This window comes from Bifidobacterium sp. wkB338, assembly GCF_003688325.1.
GTDB lineage: Bacteria > Actinomycetota > Actinomycetes > Actinomycetales > Bifidobacteriaceae > Bombiscardovia > Bombiscardovia polysaccharolytica.
Window position 1 is genome coordinate 42,869 of record NZ_NPOR01000018.1, and the last position, 21,002, is coordinate 63,870.

General features: G+C 57.5%; 19 protein-coding genes. 12 read left to right on the forward strand and 7 right to left on the reverse strand.

From position 1 onward, the window contains the following. Positions 1–9 precede the first annotated feature (9 nt). On the forward strand, positions 10–2,013 hold the full coding sequence (locus tag CI603_RS04200; RefSeq protein ID WP_121913159.1) for a RecQ family ATP-dependent DNA helicase: 2,004 nt from the start codon (positions 10–12) through the stop codon (positions 2,011–2,013). Between the two features lie 78 nt (positions 2,014–2,091). Continuing rightward, on the forward strand, positions 2,092–2,574 hold the full coding sequence (locus CI603_RS04205; RefSeq protein WP_029678668.1) for an S-ribosylhomocysteine lyase: 483 nt from the start codon (positions 2,092–2,094) through the stop codon (positions 2,572–2,574). A gap of 80 nt (positions 2,575–2,654) precedes the next feature. On the opposite strand, the gene CI603_RS04210 is transcribed toward CI603_RS04205, so the two are convergent. The 5 genes from CI603_RS04210 to CI603_RS04225 form a co-directional block, all read right to left on the reverse strand. Then, positions 2,655–3,554 carry a dihydrodipicolinate synthase family protein gene (locus CI603_RS04210; RefSeq protein WP_121913160.1) on the reverse strand — a complete coding sequence of 300 codons (900 nt, stop codon included), beginning with the start codon at positions 3,552–3,554 and terminating at the stop codon, positions 2,655–2,657. Between the two features lie 2 nt (positions 3,555–3,556). Further along, a complete protein-coding gene (locus CI603_RS04215) occupies positions 3,557–4,354 on the reverse strand; it encodes an amidohydrolase (protein WP_121913161.1) in 798 nt (265 codons plus the stop codon). A gap of 1 nt (position 4,355) precedes the next feature. After that, positions 4,356–4,490, reverse strand: coding sequence for a hypothetical protein (locus CI603_RS09165; RefSeq protein ID WP_259465469.1), 135 nt, complete (start codon positions 4,488–4,490; stop codon positions 4,356–4,358). A gap of 8 nt (positions 4,491–4,498) precedes the next feature. After that, on the reverse strand, positions 4,499–5,290 hold the full coding sequence (locus CI603_RS04220; protein WP_046323190.1) for an SDR family oxidoreductase: 792 nt from the start codon (positions 5,288–5,290) through the stop codon (positions 4,499–4,501). Positions 5,291–5,371: 81 nt separating this feature from the next. Next, entirely contained in the window at positions 5,372–6,655 is a 1,284-nt protein-coding gene (locus CI603_RS04225; RefSeq protein ID WP_046323189.1) for an enolase C-terminal domain-like protein, read from the reverse strand. A gap of 150 nt (positions 6,656–6,805) precedes the next feature. On the opposite strand from CI603_RS04225, the gene CI603_RS04230 reads away from it, so the two are divergent. The 6 genes from CI603_RS04230 (at position 6,806) to dnaG (ending at position 14,023) form a co-directional block, all read left to right on the forward strand. Beyond that, positions 6,806–7,861, forward strand: a complete 1,056-nt coding sequence (locus CI603_RS04230; RefSeq protein WP_046323188.1) for a LacI family DNA-binding transcriptional regulator — start codon at positions 6,806–6,808, stop codon at positions 7,859–7,861. Positions 7,862–8,007: 146 nt separating this feature from the next. After that, positions 8,008–8,643, forward strand: a complete 636-nt coding sequence (locus CI603_RS04235) for an N-acetyltransferase (protein WP_121913162.1) — start codon at positions 8,008–8,010, stop codon at positions 8,641–8,643. 42 nt (positions 8,644–8,685) lie between these two features. Then, a complete protein-coding gene (alr, locus tag CI603_RS04240) occupies positions 8,686–10,044 on the forward strand; it encodes an alanine racemase (RefSeq protein ID WP_121913163.1) in 1,359 nt (452 codons plus the stop codon). Between the two features lie 70 nt (positions 10,045–10,114). After that, positions 10,115–10,573, forward strand: a complete 459-nt coding sequence (locus tag CI603_RS04245; protein ID WP_024626651.1) for an Ohr family peroxiredoxin — start codon at positions 10,115–10,117, stop codon at positions 10,571–10,573. 18 nt (positions 10,574–10,591) lie between these two features. Then, complete coding sequence (locus tag CI603_RS04250) at positions 10,592–11,875, forward strand: deoxyguanosinetriphosphate triphosphohydrolase (RefSeq protein ID WP_121913164.1); 1,284 nt, start codon at positions 10,592–10,594, stop codon at positions 11,873–11,875. 57 nt (positions 11,876–11,932) lie between these two features. Continuing rightward, a complete protein-coding gene (dnaG, locus tag CI603_RS04255; protein WP_121913165.1) occupies positions 11,933–14,023 on the forward strand; it encodes a DNA primase in 2,091 nt (696 codons plus the stop codon). Positions 14,024–14,116: 93 nt separating this feature from the next. On the opposite strand, the gene CI603_RS04260 is transcribed toward dnaG, so the two are convergent. After that, complete coding sequence (locus CI603_RS04260; protein WP_121913166.1) at positions 14,117–16,036, reverse strand: CocE/NonD family hydrolase; 1,920 nt, start codon at positions 16,034–16,036, stop codon at positions 14,117–14,119. Between the two features lie 283 nt (positions 16,037–16,319). Here CI603_RS04260 and CI603_RS04265 point away from each other — a divergent pair, with 283 nt between their 5' ends. Then, on the forward strand, positions 16,320–16,550 hold the full coding sequence (locus CI603_RS04265) for a helix-turn-helix domain-containing protein (RefSeq protein WP_110425556.1): 231 nt from the start codon (positions 16,320–16,322) through the stop codon (positions 16,548–16,550). Between the two features lie 66 nt (positions 16,551–16,616). After that, positions 16,617–17,372, forward strand: coding sequence for an HAD family phosphatase (locus tag CI603_RS04270; protein ID WP_259465470.1), 756 nt, complete (start codon positions 16,617–16,619; stop codon positions 17,370–17,372). A 10-nt stretch (positions 17,373–17,382) separates the two neighbouring features. Here the strand turns inward: CI603_RS04270 and CI603_RS04275 are convergent, their stop codons facing one another. Then, positions 17,383–17,715: a nucleotide pyrophosphohydrolase gene (locus CI603_RS04275; protein ID WP_121913168.1), complete on the reverse strand. Its 333-nt coding sequence runs from the start codon at positions 17,713–17,715 to the stop codon at positions 17,383–17,385. 304 nt (positions 17,716–18,019) lie between these two features. Between CI603_RS04275 and CI603_RS04280 the strand changes: the two genes are divergently transcribed. Both CI603_RS04280 and CI603_RS04285 read left to right on the forward strand, forming a co-directional pair. Beyond that, positions 18,020–19,945 carry a DNA/RNA helicase domain-containing protein gene (locus CI603_RS04280; protein WP_220702256.1) on the forward strand — a complete coding sequence of 642 codons (1,926 nt, stop codon included), beginning with the start codon at positions 18,020–18,022 and terminating at the stop codon, positions 19,943–19,945. 96 nt (positions 19,946–20,041) lie between these two features. After that, the gene (locus tag CI603_RS04285; protein WP_046323844.1) at positions 20,042–20,986 is read left to right on the forward strand and encodes a nucleoside hydrolase; all 945 of its coding nucleotides are present in this window, start codon (positions 20,042–20,044) and stop codon (positions 20,984–20,986) included. The last annotated feature ends 16 nt before the right edge of the window (positions 20,987–21,002 follow it).

Below are 21,002 nucleotides of genomic sequence, written 5' to 3' on the forward strand. Positions count from 1 at the left end.
TGGGGAATCATGGTGGATATCCAGGATGCAGGGCAGGCGCTGAAGCGGTATTTCGGATATGAGTCTTTTCGCCCGGGTCAGGAGGATCTGGTCAAGGCCATCCTGAACGGGCAGGACTGCTTGGGTGTTATGCCGACCGGTGCCGGCAAGTCCATCTGCTATCAGATTCCTGCCACCCTTCTGGACGGTTTGACCATCGTCATCTCTCCCTTGGTCTCCCTGATGAAGGACCAGGTGGATGGGCTGGAGGATGCCGGCATCCAGGCCTCATTCGTCAATTCCACCCAGGACATGGATGAGCAGTCCCTGGCCCTGGCTCAGGCTGCCCGGGGACGTAGCAAAATCCTCTACGTGGCTCCCGAGCGGCTGGATGCCCCCAGATTCAGGGAATTCGCACAGCATACGAGGATCTCCCTGCTCGCTGTGGATGAAGCCCACTGCGTATCCCAGTGGGGTCAGGACTTCCGCCCTGCCTACTTGGGTATCGGGGACTTCATAAAATCCTTGCCTAACCGGCCCACGGTGGCAGCCTTCACTGCTACGGCGACCGAGAAAGTCCGGCGCGACATCGTATACATGCTGGGCTTGGACGACCCCTACGTGGCGGTGACGGGATTCGACAGGCCCAACCTCTTCTTTGACGTGATCAAACTGGAGAGCAGATACAAGAATCGCTGGGTGGTCCAATATGCCCTGAAGCATGGAGACGATTCGGGTATCGTCTACTGCGCCACCCGCAAGGAGACCGAAGCTCTGGCCGATGATCTGACCAAGGCTGGTGTAAGCGCTGTCAGCTACCACGCTGGTATGGATGCCCAGGACAGAGAACAGGCGCAGCGGGACTTCGTCAACGACAAGGTGCAGGTGGTCGTGGCCACCAATGCCTTCGGCATGGGCATTGACAAGTCCAACGTGCGCTATGTCATCCATCACAACATGCCCGAGAGCATCGAGGCTTACTACCAGGAAGCTGGCAGGGCAGGACGTGACGGTGAGCCCGCCCGATGCTCCCTGCTGTGGAACGAAAGCGATATCGTCACCCGCAGGCGCCTGCTGGACATGGACAACGGCAATGACAGACTGACCGGTGAGCAGGCTGAAGCGGTCAGGGCCGAACACCGGCGTCTGCTCAACGTCATGATCGGCTACTGTCGGACCACCGGTTGCCTTCACCGGTACATGCTGCGGTACTTTGGCGAGGAGGTGGATCAGGCTGCCGCGGGTCTTTCTCCTGCGGAGGCCGACAAGGGCAAACCCGTCCCGGTCGGGCATCCCGACACCGGCAGCACCGGCTGCCAGAACTGTTCCAACTGTCTGAGCACCTTCAAAACCATCGATGTCAGCCATGTGGCCCGTGCCATAAGCAGGTGCGTGCATGACGTGAATCAGGGGTTCGGCTCCGGCAAGATCGCCCAGATTCTCCGGGGCTCGCGCTCGCAGGATCTTCTTCGGCGAGGGCTGGATCGGTGTCCCAGCTATGGCGTTCTGGCCCAGGTTCCAGAGGCGCGCATTCGCGATGTGCTCAACCAGATGGCCTCGGACGGGTATCTGTATATCACCGAAGGACGGCTGCCCATGGTCCATTTCGGACCCAAGGCCGCGCAGACGGTCAGTCCGGATTTTCATTACGAAATCAAGCGGACGGAACGCCCGAGTACTTCAGGCAAGGTCTTCGGCGGCGTATCTTCTGCGACGCTCGACGGTGACGGTCTCGATCAGGCCGGTGCAAGCGATGCCAGCCCAGAGGACGAGGAACTTTTCCAGAAGCTGCGCGATCTGCGGACCAGCATAGCCCGCGAGATCGGCAAACCTCCCTACATTGTCTTCTCCGACAAGGCGCTGCGCGATATGTGTCGTCTGCGTCCAGTCGATGATGCGACCTTCTTGGCCGTCAACGGGGTGGGACAGCACAAGCTGGAGCAATATGGACCCCGGTTCATGGGGGTCATCTCCGAGTTCTCGGCAGGAAAAGGAGCGAATGTGGTCATAGGCGCTGCCGGATCTGATAGGTAGGTCCGCCTACCATGAGGTATACATGACTTCATCGCGGCTGCCTTTCAGATTAGACGCCCGGGAGGAAAGGAAACAACAATGGCTGACAAACCAATCGTAGAGAGCTTCCAGCTGGATCACACCAAGGTCAAGGCGCCCTACGTTCGCCTGATCGACGAGGAGAAGGGCCCTCAGGGAGACATCATCTCCAACTATGATCTACGCCTGGTTCAACCCAATCAGAACGCCATTCCAACTGCCGGTCTGCACACCATAGAGCACACGATTGCCGTGCTCCTGCGCGAGCGCATCCCTGGCTATATCGACTGCTCGCCTTTTGGCTGCCGGACGGGCTTCCACCTGCTTGCCTGGGGCCGTCATTCTACCGAAGATGTGGCCAAGGCACTGAAGGAGTCACTGGAGTTCATCGCCGAAAAGGCCACCTGGGACGACGTGCCGGGTACCGAGATCACCTCCTGCGGCAACTACCGCGACCATTCGCTCTTCTCGGCCAAGCAGTGGAGCCGTGATATTGTCGCTGCCGGCATCAGCTCCGATCCTTACGAGCGCAAGCTGGTCTGAGCGCGGACAGGCAAACAACAGGGCCTGAGGAGGGGGTAGGTTCCTCTTCTCAGGCCCTGTTCGATGCAACAGGTGAAAGCTCAACTACGCAGTATGGTCTCGATCTGTTTCATCTGGTCGTCATCAATCTGCATAGCCGGTTCGCGGATGCGTGTGCTGATGGGCAGACCCTGCAGTCGCACAGCTCCCTTGATGGCCGACACGAACAAATCCGCAGTGTCGTAAATAGCCATCAAGTGGTTGATGCGTCGGGCCTTGTCTAGTGCGGTTTGGTAATCGCCATCTTGATAGGCCTTATGCATGGCAACGAAGGTTTCCGGCTCCACGTTGGTCAGGCCTGATAAAACACCGTTGCCTCCACAGATGCGGTTGACCATATAGTATTCGTCGAATCCTGAGAACACCGAGAACTCAGGGCTGACATGCCGGACTGCCGCAACGACTCGACGTGTGTGGCTGATTGTATCCACAGTATCTTTGATGCCAACGATGTTCGGGCATTCCTGGGCAAGTCTTGCGACCAGCTCCGGGGAGCAGTCGTTGCCTGTACGAGCGGGGAAGTTGTAGAGGATCACCGGCACAGTCGAGGCATGGGCGATGCTGGTGAAATACCTATAAGCGGTTGGTTCCGAAGGGCCGAAATAATAGGGGCTGACAGCCACCACGGCATCGGCGCCGATTTGTCCGGCAAACTTGGTCAGATCCATGACCCGGTCCATGTTCGTGTCGCCAACTCCGACGAACACCTTCATGCGTCCTTGTATATGGTCGACGGCGAATTGCAGGGCCGAGCGCTTCTCTTGGAGATCATAGGCATAAAACTCGCCGATGCTCCCGAACAGCAGGACCCCGTTGATGCCAGCCCGGATCAGATGGTCCAGATGTCGTCCCCACAGGTCGGTGTCGATGACTCCTTGATCGTCGCTGACGGTTATCGACGGGCAGAAAATTCCTTCGAATTTGGCTGATGATGTGCTCATGTTCACCCTTCCGCAGTAAGTGTATCGGTATCGATTCCATAGGCCCTCATGGCATTGTGCTTGAAGAAGTCCTCATCCGGGCCAAAGGTATCCAGCATCAGTTGCCAGTGTTCCCTGAGCGAGGAGTGTACGGTGACTACCGGCCAGTTGGAGGCGTAGAGGATCCTGTCCGGGGGAAAGGTATCCCTGACGAAGGCGACGATGTCGCGATCGACCGGCTGGTCGCCTGACACCTTGATGTAGCAGTGCGGCAGGGCCGCCATAGCCTGCATGGCTTTTTTGCAGGCCGGTGACAGGTTGGGCATATTGCCCAGATGATCCATGATGACAGTCAGGGAAGGAACCTGAGAGAATGCCTGGGCCATGTCCGGCAGTTCTGCGCCCCTGTTGCATAGCTCGAAGGGCATCCCCTTATCAGCCATGGCGTGGAGCCCGGCGATGAAGGAGGGTTCAAGGCAACGGCCGCGCGAGGCAGATTCAGTATGCAAGGGCTCTCTGATGCCCGTAGCATTGATAGGTACCCTCATATAGGGCCCTACCTGTGCCCTTAGCATTCTGGCGAGAATTTTCGGGTCATCGTTCTCATAGACCAAGCGGTCCTCTAATAGGGGGTCATCCGAGTCAACTTCCACATAGACTCCGCCCAAAAATTCCACTCCCAACTGCCCGTACTCGTCTTCCAGCTCATGAAGGGGAAAACTCCGGTTCAGTGATGGCATTCCTTCCAGCCAAGGCAGATGTTGCCGTCCAAGATCCCACATGTGAAAGTGAGCATCGATGACCTGTAATTGTCGCGTCATGTCAGGTTCCCTGCTTAAGCCCTATGTGGCACCCACGAAAAGCATACAAGGCGATGTAGAGGAATCTGGGAGCGGTTACCAGCATGGCGACGGTGGCCTGGGAACCGCCTTTGCTTTGCGTATTTGCATTTTCCATGGCAGAGCTCAATTCAGTGCCCGGTCCAGGTGGACGTATCCGCCATCGACAAACACCCATTGGCCGGTGGTGTGTGATGCGCGATCAGAGAGCAGGAAGGTGGCGGTGTTCCCGATCTCCTCGGGTGTGGTCATGCGATGTTCCAGGGGGATCTTGTCTGTGATGGCTGAAAGACGGGCTTGCTGGGCCTTTTCATCGCCAAACGTCTTGATCCAGTCGGCGTAGAGGGGGGTCCAGCATTCCGAGACCACGATGGCATTCACTCGTACGTCATCGTGGACCAAGTCTGCGGCCCATTCTCTGGTCAGGCCCAGAACTGCGCCCTTGGCCGCCGCATAGGCGCTGGTCTTGCCCTGACCGGTCACGGCGGTTTTGGAAGTGATGTTGATGACGGATCCGTGGCTTTCCTTGAGATAGGCACAAGAGGCGTGCATGAGTTCGTAGTAGTGGGTGAGATTACCGTGTACGGAACGCTCGAACTCCCGCCAGTCAGTAGTTTCCAAGGCCTTGTTGTCGTTGACTCCAGCGTTGTTGACTATGCCATCGATATGGCCGAATTCCTTGTGCACCTGCTCCACAATGGGGGCTATGCCGTCGGTGTCATTCAGATCCAGAATGAAGGTCCGGTAGGTATCGGTATAGGCCTCGATGTCTTTGCAGAACTGGTCTCTGGCTGACTCGTCACGGTCTATGACTGCGGTTATGGCGCCCTCCTGGGCCAGTTGTAGGGCGATGCCCCTGCCGATGCCCTTGAAGCCACCGGTGATGATGAATACCTTGTTCTTGAGATGCAGATCCATGAAAGCTTCTTTGTCTGTATGAATGGATGATTTGCTAGGGCTCCAGCGATTGGGCCTGGTTTTGATTGAGGTGACCCGGAGTCACTCCTGGTGGAGGTAGCGCTGTGCAGTCTCCACGGTCATTTCAGCCCCGTTGCCGGGAGCGGTTGGCGCTTGATACATGCCCTGGCTGATACGCACGGGGTTTACGAAATATTCGTGCTGGTTGTCCACGTATTCGATCATTCGGCCCTGCGTGGTGCAGGAGACGGCTGCGTAGTCGAACATGGCGAAGTGACAGACCATCTCGCACAGTCCGACCCCGCCGGCGTGGGGGCAGACTATCTTGTGGAATTTGCGAGCCATCAGGTATTCCAGAACTATCTCCTGGGGGCCCGCCACTCTGGTGGCGTCGATCTGCATGATGCCGAAGGCATTGGTCTGTAGGAATTGCTTGAACATGATGCGGTTCTGCATCTGTTCGCCGGTTGCCACGGGGATGGGATTGATGGCCCTGGCAATGGTTGCGTGGCCGATGATGTCGTCGGGGCTGGTGGGCTCTTCGACCCATGCCAGGTCGAAGTCATGGAAATGGTTGATCCAATCAATGGCTTGCGGGACGTCCCAGACCTGGTTGGCATCGACGGCCAGACGCACGTCGGGGCCGATGGCATCCCTGGCCAATCCCAGACGGCGTATGTCATCATCGAGGTTCTGGCCTACCTTGAGCTTGATTTGCTTAAAGCCCTTTTCCTTTGTCTCTCGTTTGGCAATCTCCACCATCTTTTCGTCGCTGTAGCCGAGCCAGCCTGGTGCTGTCGAATAACCGGGGTATCCGTGCTGGCGAATGTCCTCGATGCGCTCCTGCTTGCCGGATTGCCCATCCTTGAGGATGTCTATGGCCTCCTCGGGGCGCAGGGCATCGGAGAGATATCTGAAGTCCAGGGTGTTGACCAGGTCTTCGGGGTCCATTTCAGCCAGCAGCAACCACAAAGGTTTCCTCGCTCTTTTGGCTTTCATGTCCCAAAGGGCGCTCAGCAGTGCGCCGATGGCCATATGCTCGACTCCCTTTTCGGGTCCCAGCCAGCGCAGCTGCGAGTCATGGACCAGTAGGTCCCAGGCTAGGCCCATGCTGTCCAGCAGACGTTCAACCTCCAGGCCACACAGAGTCTCTCCTATGGAATCTATGGCTCTGCATACGACATCGTTGCCTCGTCCGATGGTGAAGACCAGACCGCACCCTTTGATGCCATCGTCAGCCGAGGTGTGTATTTCCACATAGGCGGCCGAATAGTCCGGGTCCTTATTCATGGCATCCGATCCTGACAAGGTCAGAGAAGTGGGAAAACGAAAGTCATACGTTTTCACCGCAGTGATAGTACTCATCGTGGCTCCTTTGCCAATCTAGTGAACATAGACGTCAGTATACGCGCAGAAATAGAAATTTGAAAATTAAAAATGTAAAAATTCTAAACTCGACATGAATGTTATCGCCGCTTCATTGGTTACGATTGTTGGGTACTGGAAAGGATGCACATGGCCAGACAGGAACCCGGCAATCCGCACGTCGGCGCTATAGCCGAGCAGCTCGGCATCTCGGCTTCGACCGTTTCCAAGGTGATCAACGGTCGACCGGGCGTGGCGGCAAAAACCCGTCGGAGGGTCGAAAAGGCCTTGGCTGATCAGGGTTATGCACATCCGCTCGTCAGTACCAAAATTGCACAGACCATTGAACTGGTGGTGGATTATATCGCCAACAATGGCACCATCGAGATGATACGTTATGCCTCGAAGTGGGCTTTGGATGCCGGTCTGGCTCTGACTGTGACGCAGACCGATCACCAGCGGCGTGCCGAGGAATGTCTGAGGGGGATCATTGATCGCAACCCGCTGGGTGTGATTACCCAGATGTCCTCCATAGACCAGAAGGGCAAGAATGTGCTCAAAGCAAGAGGTATTCCCTTGGTGGCGGTCGATCCGGTGGACCTGGTCAACGATGAGGACATGAGCATAACGCTTGACAATTGGACTGGAGGATACCAAGCCGCAAAATGCCTTCTTGATGCCGGGCATCGGCGCATTGGCGTTATAGCCGGACCGGCGAATGTGCAATCCGCGCAGGCCAGACTGGCTGGATACCGAGCAGCATTGGCAGCCATTGGTGCCAGCCTGCCGTCTAGCATGGTTCTGCAGGGAGACTATCTGCCCGACAGAGGGTACCAAGCCGCCTGTGATCTGCTGGACCGTGCTCATCCACCGACCGCGATCCTGGCCTGCAACGACTTGACAGCCGTCAATATCTACAGAGCGGCGCGTGAACGTGGACTGGAGCCCGGTCAGGACCTGTCTGTGGTCGGATTCGACAACGTCTATCCATCCTCCTACCTGATGCCTGCACTTACCACAGTGGATCAGCCATTTGATCTGATGGCCAGGTTGGCCGTGGGAATGATTCTCGATGCACGACAGGGCAAGGAGTTCCAGCGGCATGTGGTCATGCCGACCCGTCTGGTCAGCCGACACAGTGTGGTCACTCTGACCCATGCCAGTCATTTGCGATCGGAAAGTCGGGTTCAAGAGGCCGCACAATAGCCCAAACTATTCCCCGATTCGCTCAATGCGTACTCACTTCATGACTGCCTGCTGATGGATACACTCGTACTTCGGCAATCGCAGGGGCGGGTTTCGTCCCTGCCGCACCGGTCGAGAAAGAGGTAGCCACAGTGAGCAGGTACGCGATGGAAACTGCACGTTGGATCCGTCATGCCACCATGGACGACTTTGAGGCGATCATGCCTGTCTACGCCTACGCCAGAAAGCGGATGGCCGAGACCGGCAACCCCCGTCAGTGGGGGGACAAGTACCCCCTGCCTGAACGCATCCGCGAGGACATCGCCGGGGGCCACACCATGCTCTTGGTCGATGATGCAGCTGGTATGGATCAAATCCCTGAAGATCCCGTCTACCCTGAACCGGAGTTGGACGAGCACAAGGGTAGCCATGAGCGCATCATCGGCGTTTTTGCTCTCTTCCATGACCCGGAACCAGATTATAAGGTCATTGATGGCAGCTGGCTGGACGACCGGCCCTATACCACCATCCATCGGGTGGCCGCCTCGGGACTGGGGCGTCACGCGGCCGGGGACCTGCTCGATTGGAGCATGCGCCGGTACGAGAACATCCGCGCCGATACGGGACTGAAGAACTACGCCATGCAGCACATCCTGGAGACCCATGGCTTCACCCGCTGCGGCAACATCATCATGCCTGAAAACAAGGAGATCGAGAACGTGCGGGTGGCCTATCAGCTGCACAATCGTCCCCTTGACCTGGCTGAGCGCGAAAGGGCCGCTAAGCGCTTGGTTGCCGTCTGAGGGCGGGTTCCGACCGTCGCAGCGCCGTCGCACAATGGAGCCATGACATTGAGTGCAGCACCTGCATGGCAGTTCTCCGGGCCCGAGGGCCAAAAGCATTATGAACAAGCTCTTCGGGCCTATCCCGGCCAGATCATCGTCGACTTGAGGACCTTGAAGGCCAATATGGCCACCCTGGTGGATTTGGTCCATTCCACGAACCCTGGTGCTGCAGTCATGGGTGTGGTCAAGGCCGATGCTTACGGCCACGGGCTCATCCCCGCCGCTCTGGCGGCCTTGTCCGGCGGGGCGACCTGGCTGGGAACGGCCCAGTCCAGCGAAGCCCTGCGTCTGCGTCGGGCAGGCATTGGCCCCGACCGTTGCAGGATACTGTCCTGGATGTTCAACGGGGACCGCGCGCCCTTCGACCAGCTGATTCAGGCTGACATCGACCTGGGCGTCGGTTCCCTGAAGACCATGAACATGGCGGCTCAGGCGGCAGGCCAGGTCGGCAAACCTGCCCGCGTCCATGTCAAGGTGGACACCGGCTTCGGACGCAACGGCTTCACACCTGAGACCTTTGGGGATGCCTTGCGTGAGCTTTCCCGCCTGGCATCCCAGGGCCTGTTGGAGCCTGTGGGGCTTTTCAGCCACCTGGCGGTAGCCGACATGCCCGTCGTTGACGAGTTCGTGTCGTCCACTGACGAGCAAATCGCCCTTTTCGAGGAATTCTCTGACAGGATGGCGGCCGCCGGCATGAATCCCGCAATTCGGCATCTGGCCAACACCGCCGCCACGCTCACCCGTCCTGGGATACGTTATGACCTGACTCGTCCTGGCATCGGCCTGTACGGGTACGAGCCCGATCCCTCCATGGGGGTCTCGGCCGATTATGGTCTGCGTCCGGCAATGACCCTTCAGGCTCAGCTGGGCACCGTCAAGGATATGCCGGCTGGTCATGGCATCTCTTACGGTCGCACCTATCTGACGGAGAAGCCCACAAGCACGGCCATCATGCCCTTGGGATATGCCGACGGGATCCATCGGTCTGCCTCTGGCTTTGACCGCGAGGGCGCTATGGGTCGAGAGCATCTGGGAGGTCCCGTCCGTCTGATGACTCGCCAAGGGCCCAGGTTGGTTCGTGTCGCTGGAAGGGTCTGCATGGACCAGTGTGTACTTGATTTGGAGGGCATGGCTTCCGACTTGGGAGTGGGCGAGGGTGATACCGTTGTTCTCTTTGGGCCAGGTCAGGGGGAGGACAAGGCTGAGCCAACCGCTGATGACTGGGCACGGGCCGCTGACACCATCAGCTATGAGATCTTCACCTGCCTGCGTAGTAGGATTCCACGGCTCTACCTGGGTGTGCATGAGGTGGTCGAACCCTCCGACCTGCACCTGATTGCCGCTGAATCCATTCTTTGAGACTACTATCACAGGTTGAACCTGGGCTTGAGGCCTTGTCAAGGGGCAATATAAGTGGTGAGATGAGGTTATGACTACATATACAGGAAATGAACCCAGCAATATCTCATACACAGCCGTAGCTGACATCACCGGAGGCCGCGAGGGCCATGCGGACAGCCACGAGCCCGATCTTTCCCTGGACTTGGATACACCCAAGGCTATGGGAGGCAAGGGCCAGGGCACCAACCCCGAGCAACTCTTCGCCATCGGCTGGGGTGCCTGCTTCCAGGGAGCCATGGGACTGGCCGGAAAGGAGCTGCGCGTGCCAGCCACCAAGCTGGCCCAGAGCAAGGTGCGCACTCACATCTCCCTTGGCGACCAGGGCGAGTCCTTTGGCATCAAGGCTCTGATCGAGGTCTGCCTGCCCGGCGTCGATCGTGATCTGGCCACCCGTCTGGTGGAGCGCACCCAGGAGCTTTGCCCCTATTCCAAGGCCACAGCGGGCAATGTGCCCACTGAAGTGGTGGTCGTGGATAATCTGGACTGAACGGAGCGGGCGCGCCTGATGGGCACTGATGAGGAGGGCAGATCCCGCCTGCTGGCCGAGGGCTACTCCGCCCAGGATCAGGAACGGTGGGCGCCAGAGCCTCCAAAGACCAGCAGCAGGACCGCCTTCGAACGCGATAGGGCGCGTCTGGTCCATTCTTCGGCGTTGCGTCGACTGGGGGCCAAGACGCAGATCCTGGTCGCCGGCACTGACGACTTTGCCCGCACACGGCTGACCCATACCTTGGAAGTGGCCCAGATCGGACGGCAGATCGGCACCATGTTGGGCTGTGACCCCGACGTGGTGGACTGTGCCTGCCTCGCCCATGATCTGGGCCATCCGCCCTTTGGTCACAATGGCGAACGTGCCCTGTCCTCGCTGGCCTCCGGCATAGGGGGTTTCGAGGGCAATGCGCAGACCCTCCGACTGCTGACCAGGCTGGAGCCCAAGGTTTTCCACCCGGACGGACGTTCGGCAGGGGTCAACCTGACAAGGGCCGCCCTGGACGCTGCGGTCAAATATCCTTGGACCTTGGCTGAGGCCTCGGCTCATCCAAAGGGGGAGAGGACCGCCAAGTTCTGCGTCTATCCGGACGACCAGGAGGTCTTCCATTGGCTCAAGCAGGGGGCGCCGCAGGCCAGCACGCCTATGGAGTGCCAGGTTATGGACTTGGCTGATGACATCGCCTACAGCGTTCACGACGTGGAGGACGCCATTGTGGTTGGCTCCTTCGTGCCTGAGCGGCTGGCTGAGCCCAGGATCATCGATGGCGTGGTCCGAGCCGCCCGATCCTGGTATGGCGACCGCTGGGATGCTGACCAGCTGGTCCGAGCCTTGGAGACCGTCCGTGGCATGTTGCCGACGGGCTTTGATGGTTCACGCCGGGCCTTGGCTACTTTGAAGAACACCACCAGTTACCTGATCGGCCGCTTTGCCGACTCCGTGGAGGCGGCTACCCGAAGCCGCCACGGCCAAGGCCCGTTGACCAGGTACTCGGCTGGACTGGTCATCCCATCCCGGACCTCTTATGAGATTGTTGCCTTGAAGGGGATTGCCGTCTACTTCGTCATGGCTCCCCGTGAGAAGGAGCCCTTCCATGCAGAGCAGCTGAAAATCGTGACCGACCTGGTTGAGGTGATGATGGCCGATTCGCCAGCCCCTTCTGATGCCTTGGAGGATGTCTTCCTGGAGGATTGGCGCCAGGCGGGTTCGGATGGGGAGCGCCTGCGGGTGGCCATCGACCAGGTGGCCTCCCTGACCGACGGCTCGGCCTTGGCCCTGCATTCCCTGGTCTGCCCTTAGGCCTGCGGTGTTTATGCCGGGCGCAACACATCGGCCTAGCCCGGTAGGCTGGGTGTCATGTCCGGAATGATCAAGAAGGAAGACATCGAGAAGGTCAGAGCCAAGGCCGATCTGTATGAGATCGTATCTGAAAGCGTGACCCTGAAGCCTTCCGGTTCCGGAACCTACATGGGTCTGTGCCCCTTCCACGACGAGAAGTCTCCCTCCTTTTCGGTGCGTCCCTCCATGGGGGTCTGGCACTGCTTCGGTTGCGGTCTGGGCGGCGATGTCTTCACCTACGTGGAGCAGGAGGAGAACGTCGAGTTCGGCGACGCCGTCGAAATCCTGGCAGACAAGTACCAGATCGAGCTGCATTACGAAAATTCCCGTCAGGACAAGCGTCGCGGGTCCAAACGTTCCCGGCTGCTGGAGGCCAACGAGGAGGCTCAGCGTTTCTTCGTCTCACAGATCATGAGCAAGGAGGCGCTTGCGGCCCGCAAGCTCTTGGCGGGCAGGACTTTCTCCCAGGCTGACAGTGCTCATTTCGGCTGCGGATACGCCCCACGTGGATGGGACAATCTGGTTCGACACCTGTCCACCAAGGGTTTCACCCAGCAGGAAATGCTGGATGCGGGGCTGGCCAGGCAAGGGCAGCGGGGGATCTACGACTACTTCCGGGGCAGGGTCACCTGGCCTATCAGGGATTCCACGGGTCGTACCCTGGGCTTCGGCGCTCGCAAGCTCTACGAGGACGATGGCATCAACGCCAAGTACATCAATACGCCCGACACCCAGCTTTACCGCAAGAACCAGGTGCTCTACGGCATCGACCTGGCCAAGGATGCCATCGTCAAAAAGCGGCAGGTGGTCATCGTGGAGGGCTATACCGACGTTATGGCCTGCCATCTTGCTGGTGTCGATACGGCTGTAGCCACCTGTGGCACTGCATTCGGTGAGGACCATGCCAAGATCGTCCGTCGACTTATTTCCGACGATGCCTTAGGGGCCATCCAGCTGGTAGGACCGGTCCAAGGCTCCCGGGTGGTCTTCACTTTCGACGGGGATGCAGCCGGGCAGAAGGCCGCCCTGCATGCTTTCGGCCTTGACGGGAGCTTTTTGACGCAGACCTTCGTGGCGGTGGCCCGGGAGAATTTGGATCCCTGTGATCTGCGCATCCAGTATGGTGATGAGGCTGTGCGTTCTCTGGTCGAGCATGCCCGGCCGCTGTACGATTTCGTCATCGACACGGCCGTAGCCATGTTCGACACCCAGTACACCACCGGGCAGATGGGGGCGGTCAAGGCTGTGGCGCCCATCCTGGCCCAGATCAGGGATCGCTCCCTGGTGGGGGCTTACACCCGCAAAACCGCCAGAAAAATCGGCGTGGATCTGGATCTGCTGCGCCAGGAGGTCAACAGGGCCCGCCGCAAGCTGCATGTGAAGGACCAGGATGCCTATGCGGTCCGCGCTCCTCACCGCGGTGCGGGTGAATCGGAGGGTCGCGCGGGCCATGGCAGTGACGATGCCATGCAACGTCGTAGGGTACAGCGTGAGGATGCTCTCCGACAGGGTTATCATCACATCGATGATTCCGTCTTCATTTGCGAGCAGCAGTTCATGGGCGTGCTTATCCAGATTCCCAGAGCAATCGGTTCAGATGCCTTCGCTCAGCTGAGTCCGGACAGTTTCGAGGTTCCGATTTTCCGCTCGCTCTATCGGGCTGTGCAGGCCGCCGGAGGACTGCCTGACATGAAGACACCCCAAGGACTGTGGATGCATAACTTGACCAAGGCGGGCGGGCCCATGCTGGAGTCGGCCATCAATGAGCTGGCCGTTATGCCTTTGCCACTGAATTTGGATAAGCAGGAGGATAGGCAGAGGGGCTCAGGACCGGGCTCCAAGAAAAACGATAAGGGGGACGATCAGGGCGCGGGCTCCGAGGACGCGGATGTTCAGCTGAAGCAGCCTAGCCCGGAGGAGCGTCAGTATGCCTCCGAGCTGCTTGCAAGACTGCTGGACGCCACATACATGCGGCTGATTGCCTCGGCCAGGCACCGGATGAATCAGTTGCCCGACGGTCAGGAGAAATTCGACCTTCTTGGTCAGCTCACCCAGTACGAGACCCAGCGCAACGAATTGCGCAACCAGGTCTTCGGCAACGCGGAGTGAACTGGTGGTCAGATACGTTGGTCCTCCCTGTCCTTGTCGAATTTTGCTTGTAGACAGGGGCAGGAAGGACTTAGGTTAGGTGTGGTCTCCCCGTTAGGCGGGGAATGATATCTGTGAGTTGATGCAGGTCATCACGGTGACAATGATCGCGGTAATGATGCCACCCAGATAGGGATTTCTGGTGTGACGGTAGATCGCCCGGGTCACCATAGGCATGACGGCCAGCGGGACCAAGGGTGTCAGCATCCAGTCCGGTATCTGTGTGTTGTTACCGAACAGGCCGTTGACTCCAGTGACGAAGAAATACCCGTATCCAACTACAGCTATAAGCAGTGCCGGCAGCATGTTGAAGAACGCCAGCAGACCTATGTTGGCTGTTGAGTTCCTCCCGAATGATGTGGAGTAATTCAGACTATTGATGAAGACCGATGTGGTTCCGTAGGCTACAAGGAAGAAGGGCAGTAGCTTGAGCATCTCAGGAATCTTGTCGGCGGTGAATGGTCTGGCGGCCCAGTACCAGAACCGGAAATCGGAGTTGAAGAGGAACTTGCAGGTGAAGATCAGCAATATAGCCAGAAGGCTCACTGTCAGTGCAAGTGTTATTGTCTGCCAAAGTCTTCGTCCACCGATGGGCAGATCAAGATCCGAGACTTTAGTGCCCCGCTTTCGCGCATACATGCGGTACCACAGAATTGTCAGTCCGATCATGAATATGGCATTCAGACAGCCCCACACACCATAGAACAAGGGCATACCTTGCCGAAAGTAGTTGCCGATATGCTTGTCGACCTTCAGTCCAAACAATGTCAGAGCGCTGGCAACTGAGAAGGCGGTGGCTGACAGCAGGCAGGCCCACAGCCATACTGAACCTCCCTTGTAGGCATCAGCTTGACGCATGCGTGCCGGTTCCTCTGATCCGGCCTTTTTGAAGAGGCTGGTTCTGACCAGACAGAGGGTCCCGTAGACCATGAAGAGCATGAGTCCTATCAGTCCGAGAAGCCCTCCGATCATTTTGACAGGGTAGATATGGTCGCCGTCGGCAAGGTCTGTTTTCATGTTGAAAGCCCGGACCATGAATTGGACGGCATCGGTGCATGGGCGGGATAGGAAGAGCACTGTTCCATGCGTCCCGTTCTCCATATATATGACGTGCGAGGCTCGATGACCATTGATCTGCTTGTGGTACCAGCGGCCGCTGATCCCTGCAGGGGTCTGATCGGTGGGTGTGATGCCGAAGTTGAGGAAGGATCGTGCGTTATTTGATTTGAGATACTGCGGATTGGGCTTGATTTTGCCAGTTGACGTATCTTTTTCCTTGAAAGAGTAGTCGTCATATTTGCCGGCGAGTACTCCTACAGTACGGTCACGGTAGTAGTTGAAATATTTGCCGTTGGTGTTCTTCTTGGCTGCTTCGACGACGTTGGTCTTGCCGGGAACATACCCGAAGGCGGCCGTCTCGTTGTCCTTATAGACCGGGTCTCGGCTGACATAGAGCACGGTCTTGATCAGTGGATGCTGTCGCTTATTGTCGATCAGGATGGATTCATGTATTGTGTTCCCACCTCTTGAATGCCCTGAAACCCCTATCCGATCAGCATCGACAAATGGGAGAGAGGTGAGGTATTCCACTGTGTCATACAGTCCACGTCCGTTCACCAGCCATTCCTGGTCATTGAGAATTTCGGATTCGCCATGGCCATAAAGGTCGAAAGATACCACGACGAAACCTCTGCGAGCCCACTCAATCTGGAAGTCATCGCTTTTCTCCTTGTTGGTGTTGCCTCCGTGAGCAAAGACAATGGCAGGTGCCGGGTGCTTAGGAGTAGCCGTTTTCGGCTGGAGCATGTCCATGCTCAACCGGTGGCCTGATGGAGATTCAATCTGCAGCGTCTCCTTGGTGACGCGGCCCCCATCGGTTTGGGCCAGATTGGACATAAGCCCGCACGCCAGACAGAGGATGAGTGAAATGGCCAAGCCAATGGCCGGGTTATGAAGAATGGCAGATTTTTTCATGGATTCGTCCTTTTTGCAATGTTTGCATAGTTGCCTTGTATTGTGTCTTTCATTGATGATCCTCTTTGTTCATCGGATTTGTAGGTGCCGAAACCAGTAACGACTACGACAGACCTATTTTTGGCGTGAGGCAGAGCTAGGAAATCGTCTCCCGTTTAAATAACCGGTAATGCCTTACTGATATAGTATTACCGGTAAGGCATGACATTTTATTTATTGTTTCTATCTTGGCTCTGTGGCACATTCTCAAGTACCGAGTGGATGGGCGGATTACGCCGTAATAATGGGCTTGAACATACAACGCAGAAGGGCAGCTCTGCACTACAGCCAAGAGTTCGTTGCTTATAATGCCAACCTTTCCCGGTTCGCATACCAACAGTTGGAGCATGGCCAGTCGCGACCCGGGAGTCCAGCCAATCCCAGTTTGATCAACATCATGGCAGTTGCCCAAGTGCTTAATGTGAGTCTGGATGAGCTGTTGCCTGATCCGTGGCCTGATCTTCATGCCAAGTAATTTGGGTGGCACCATTGTCAAGACAAGCCCTGCCGATAGGGTGAATGCATGAACATGGAGCATCAAATGGAAGAAAGTCGTGCCGGGTCGACTGACAAAGCCCGGTCTGCTGTGAGTGGCCGACCGCTCGCGGTCTTTTGGGACATGGACGGAACCTTGATCGATTCAGAGCCCTACTGGCATCAGGCGGAGGTTGATCTAGTGCGCGAGCATGGGGGAGACTGGAATGCCGACATGGGTTGGCAGGTTTCCGGCAAACCTCTGCCCACCGTGGCAAGGTTGATGCGGGAGCGTGGTCTTGACCTTCCTGAGGATCAGATTCCAGATTTGTTGATTGATGGGGTCATTGCCATGGAGGAGCGTCACATGCCTTGGATTGAAGGTGTTCGCACTATCCTGACAGACCTGGTTGGGGCCGGCATTCCCTCGATTCTGGTCACTACTTCGCCACGCCGCATGGCCCAGGCAGTGGTTGCCAAGGCGCCCGAGGGGGCTTTTGCCGACTATGTTTGCGGGGACGATGGGCTGGCGCAGAAGCCCGACCCTGCGCCCTATCTGCATGCGGGCAGTCTGGTTGGCATCAACAGCCCTGATTTGATGACCTCCTGCTTGGCTTTCGAGGATACCTTGACCGGCATCACTTCGGCTGTGGCATCAGGAGCCACCACTGTGGCCTATACCGGCACCAACCCGGTCGACACCTCATCAGGCCCTCAGTTCGCTTCCATGAAGAGCTATGTTGGAGTCACCCTGGATGATCTGTCTGCACTAATCGCCAAGCGACTCGGACGATTGGGGTCGTCGGCTGCGCAGACCTGCTGACTCAATCTGACTACTGCAGGGGGCGGTATTTTCGGCTGGAGCCGCGTGAAGTGGCCACCGGATACCTTTCGGCCGTCCTCTGCAGTTTATCCATGATAATTTGATCCATGTCCAGATTCAGCCGATCCGCCAGCTGGATGCAATAGGTGAGCACGTCAGCCAGCTCGTCGGTTACGTGGCCTTCATCTCCGTCCCTGGGATCGTCCCCCCACTGATAGCATTCCAAGAGCTCGGCAGCTTCGATGCAAATTGATTTGGCCAGGTTGGCGGGCGTGTGGAATTGATCCCAGTCGCGCTCGTGTACAAAATTCATCACCGCTGTTTCTGTTTCCTTGCTGATCATGATTTCGAGCCTATCAGCCGGCCCTCCTGCCATTAGATTGGTATGGGTTCGTGGCATAGTGAAAAACATGGATTCATCAAGCGCGCCGCAGCCTGTTGTGATGACTCTGCCCTATGGCGATTTTAGAGATGAGGATTTTTCCAAGGCTATTGCAGAGTACAAGCAGGCGAAAGCTGTTGGCAGTCAGGGCAGTCATTTGGAGGAGAGGCTGCTTGAGGAGCTGTTCCTACGCTATCCCACTGTATATATTGTCTCTGCTGATGAAAGGGACAGCAGCAAAAAACATGGCGGTGGACCCCCTTACGTGGTTTACGTCGGGGAAACCAATGACATTCGTTCTCGGACCAGGCAGCACATCGAGCTGGATCCACGAACCCGCACGGATTGGGAACGCCTGGTGCGATTCATGCGCAATCACCGAGACAGGGTCTGCCAGTACATCATCGGTGATCGCCACCTCAACAAGTCCCTGACCCTGGATATGGAAAATCGGTTGATGGGGTATATGCAGAGCGTCGATGCAGTCAAGCTGGTTATGAACCGTAGAACTAACGCTCAAGACATGTATTACACCAGCGATGAATTCGACAGCATCTTTTCCAAGGCTTGGCAGATCCTGCATGAAATGGAGCCTGATCTGTTTCCGGAAGAGAAGGCCATCCTGGACTCCGCCCTGTTCAAGGCCTCGCCCTTCCGCAAGCTCACCGACGAACAACGGCGAGCTGAAGAAGCTGTTCTGCATGTGCTGGAGTCGGTCATTATTCAAAACCCCGGCGAGGGTTTCCACTCGATGACAGAATCGATAGGCCCGGTTCGGATCAACGATAAAGCCCATACTCGAGTCATAGTCGTTCAGGGCATGTCAGGAACTGGCAAGACCGTTTTGCTTAGCCATCTCTTCTATCAGATATGTGCCAGATATGGCATCTATGGGAACTTGGACGGCAAGGACGATAACCGTTCGGCAAATGCCAGACAGCGTTCCTACATCATTGTCAACCAGGCCGAGCAGGCCAATGTCTACAACCAAATGGCTCTGAAGCTGGGACTGCAGAAGAAGCGCGGCCAGTGCGTTGTTGGCGCTGTCCAGTTCATCAACCGGTTCAGCAAGCACACTCATCGAAATGGCCGGTCCACAGGCAGGGCGGCAGACCCTATGAATAGCGTCGAGGCGAAGGCGGATGTGGTGCTGGTTGACGAGGCGCACCTGCTGCTGACGCAAGGGTCGCAGAGCTACTCCGGAAGCAACCAGCTTTACGACATTCTGCGGCGGGCAAAAGTAGCCATCGTGGTCTTCGACCCGGAACAGGTCTTGCGTGGATCCCAGTTCGTAGATGCTCAGGAAAGTCGGCTTCTGGGGTTGACGGGTTCTGAGCATGACAAGACCTTTTCGCAACCCATGCTCATTCGCGAAAAGTCAAGGGACGGTCAGCATTCACGCGAGGATATCTTCCAGGTCAGTCATGTTCATTTGGATCAACAGATGCGTATCCAAGCTGATCCTGCAACCTGCGCCTGGCTGGATCGGATGACAGCTAAGGATGGCACCATTGGCCAACTGCATCCGGATCCCTGGGAGCATCCTTATGAGATCAAGGTTTTCGATTCGCCTAAGGCTTTGAGAAAGTTCATTCGCCAAAAGGACCAAGAGCAAAGGGGAGAGGGTTCCTTGGGCCTTTGCCGACTCCTGGCCACCTATGACTGGCCTTACAGCAGCCAGAATCACCCGGACCCACAGGATCCCTCCCATCACTGGCAGGTTGTACTGCGCCAAGGGGATTCAGGCCAGTGGGTGTGGGCCGAAGAGGGTCAGGACGGGGATGGTGAATTCGCCATGCCTTGGAATTACGAACTGTATGAGGAGCAGGGAAACTCTGCTGCAAATCACCGGATCGCCTGGGCCGAGCTGCCCTTCACCATTGATGAGGTCGGCTCCATCTTCACCATCCAAGGTTTTGACCTCAACTATGCGGGAGTCATCATCGGGCCCTCGGTCACCTACAGGAATGGAAAGGTCGAATTCGAACCGAAGCTCAGTTGCAACACACTGGCGACCAATCGGCGGTCGGAGCAGGAGATGGACCCTGTGGATAATCTTCGGCACGAGTTCAACGTGTTGCTCAAACGAGGGGTGCACGGATTGGGGTTATTCGCGGTGGACCCCGAGCTTCGGGATCGACTGGCCTGGGCAGTGGGTGGATTCGCCACCTCCGGTCCCGACCCAGCCTAACGCGCCTACATCGTTTCAAGGCCAATCAGGGGTATCATGTCCTGGGCCATGGTCCATGGCCCAGGACATATCCATGAGAAAGGCGTAGGCGAGTATATGACGACGCGCAAGATCATCCTGGACTGCGATCCAGGTCATGACGATGCGGTGGCTATCCTTCTGGCAGTAGGTGATCCGCGGATCGACCTGATCGGAGTGACTACGGTTGGCGGCAACCAGAGTCTGGACAAGGTTACCTATAATGCGAGGGCTGTGCTGGAGAAGGCTCATGCGCGCCAGGTGCCGGTCCACGCCGGATGTGATAGGCCGCTGGTGCGTCCACAGGAGGTGGCCGCCTCCATCCATGGCCAGACTGGTCTGGACGGTGTCGAGCTGCCTGAACCTACCAGGCCCCTGGATCCTGGCCACGCCGTCGATTGGATCATCGAGACCATCATGCGCGAGGAGCCAGGCACAGTGACCCTGGTCCCCACCGGACCCCTGACCAACATCGCCATGGCCGTCCGCAAGGAACCCCGCATTGTCGACCGCGTCCGTGAGGTCGTGCTCATGGGTGGCGGCTACCATGTGGGCAACTGGAGTGCTGTCGCTGAATTCAACATCAAGGTGGATCCCGAGGCCGCGCACATAGTCTTCAACGAGCCCTGGCCGGTTACCATGGTGGGGCTGGATCTGACTCATCAGGCCCTGTGCACCCCCGAGGTCCAGCAGCGCATAGAGGGCATCGGCACCGATCTGGCCCACTTTGTAAGCGGGCTGATGGATTTCTTCCGCAAGTCCTACCAGGATAACCAGGACTTCGTGGACCCGCCCGTGCATGATCCATGCACTGTGGCCTATCTGATCGACCCCTCTATTGTGAGCACCCGTCGTTGCCCGGTTGATGTGGAGCTGCGTGGGGACCTGACCTGCGGGATGACCGTGGCCGATCTGCGCGGCCCTGAGCCCTCAGCTGAGGACTGCCACACCCAGGTGGCCGTCAAGCTGGACTTCCAGGGATTCTGGGACCTGGTGGTCAAGGCCATCACAGCGATTGGATGAGATCAATGAAGACTTC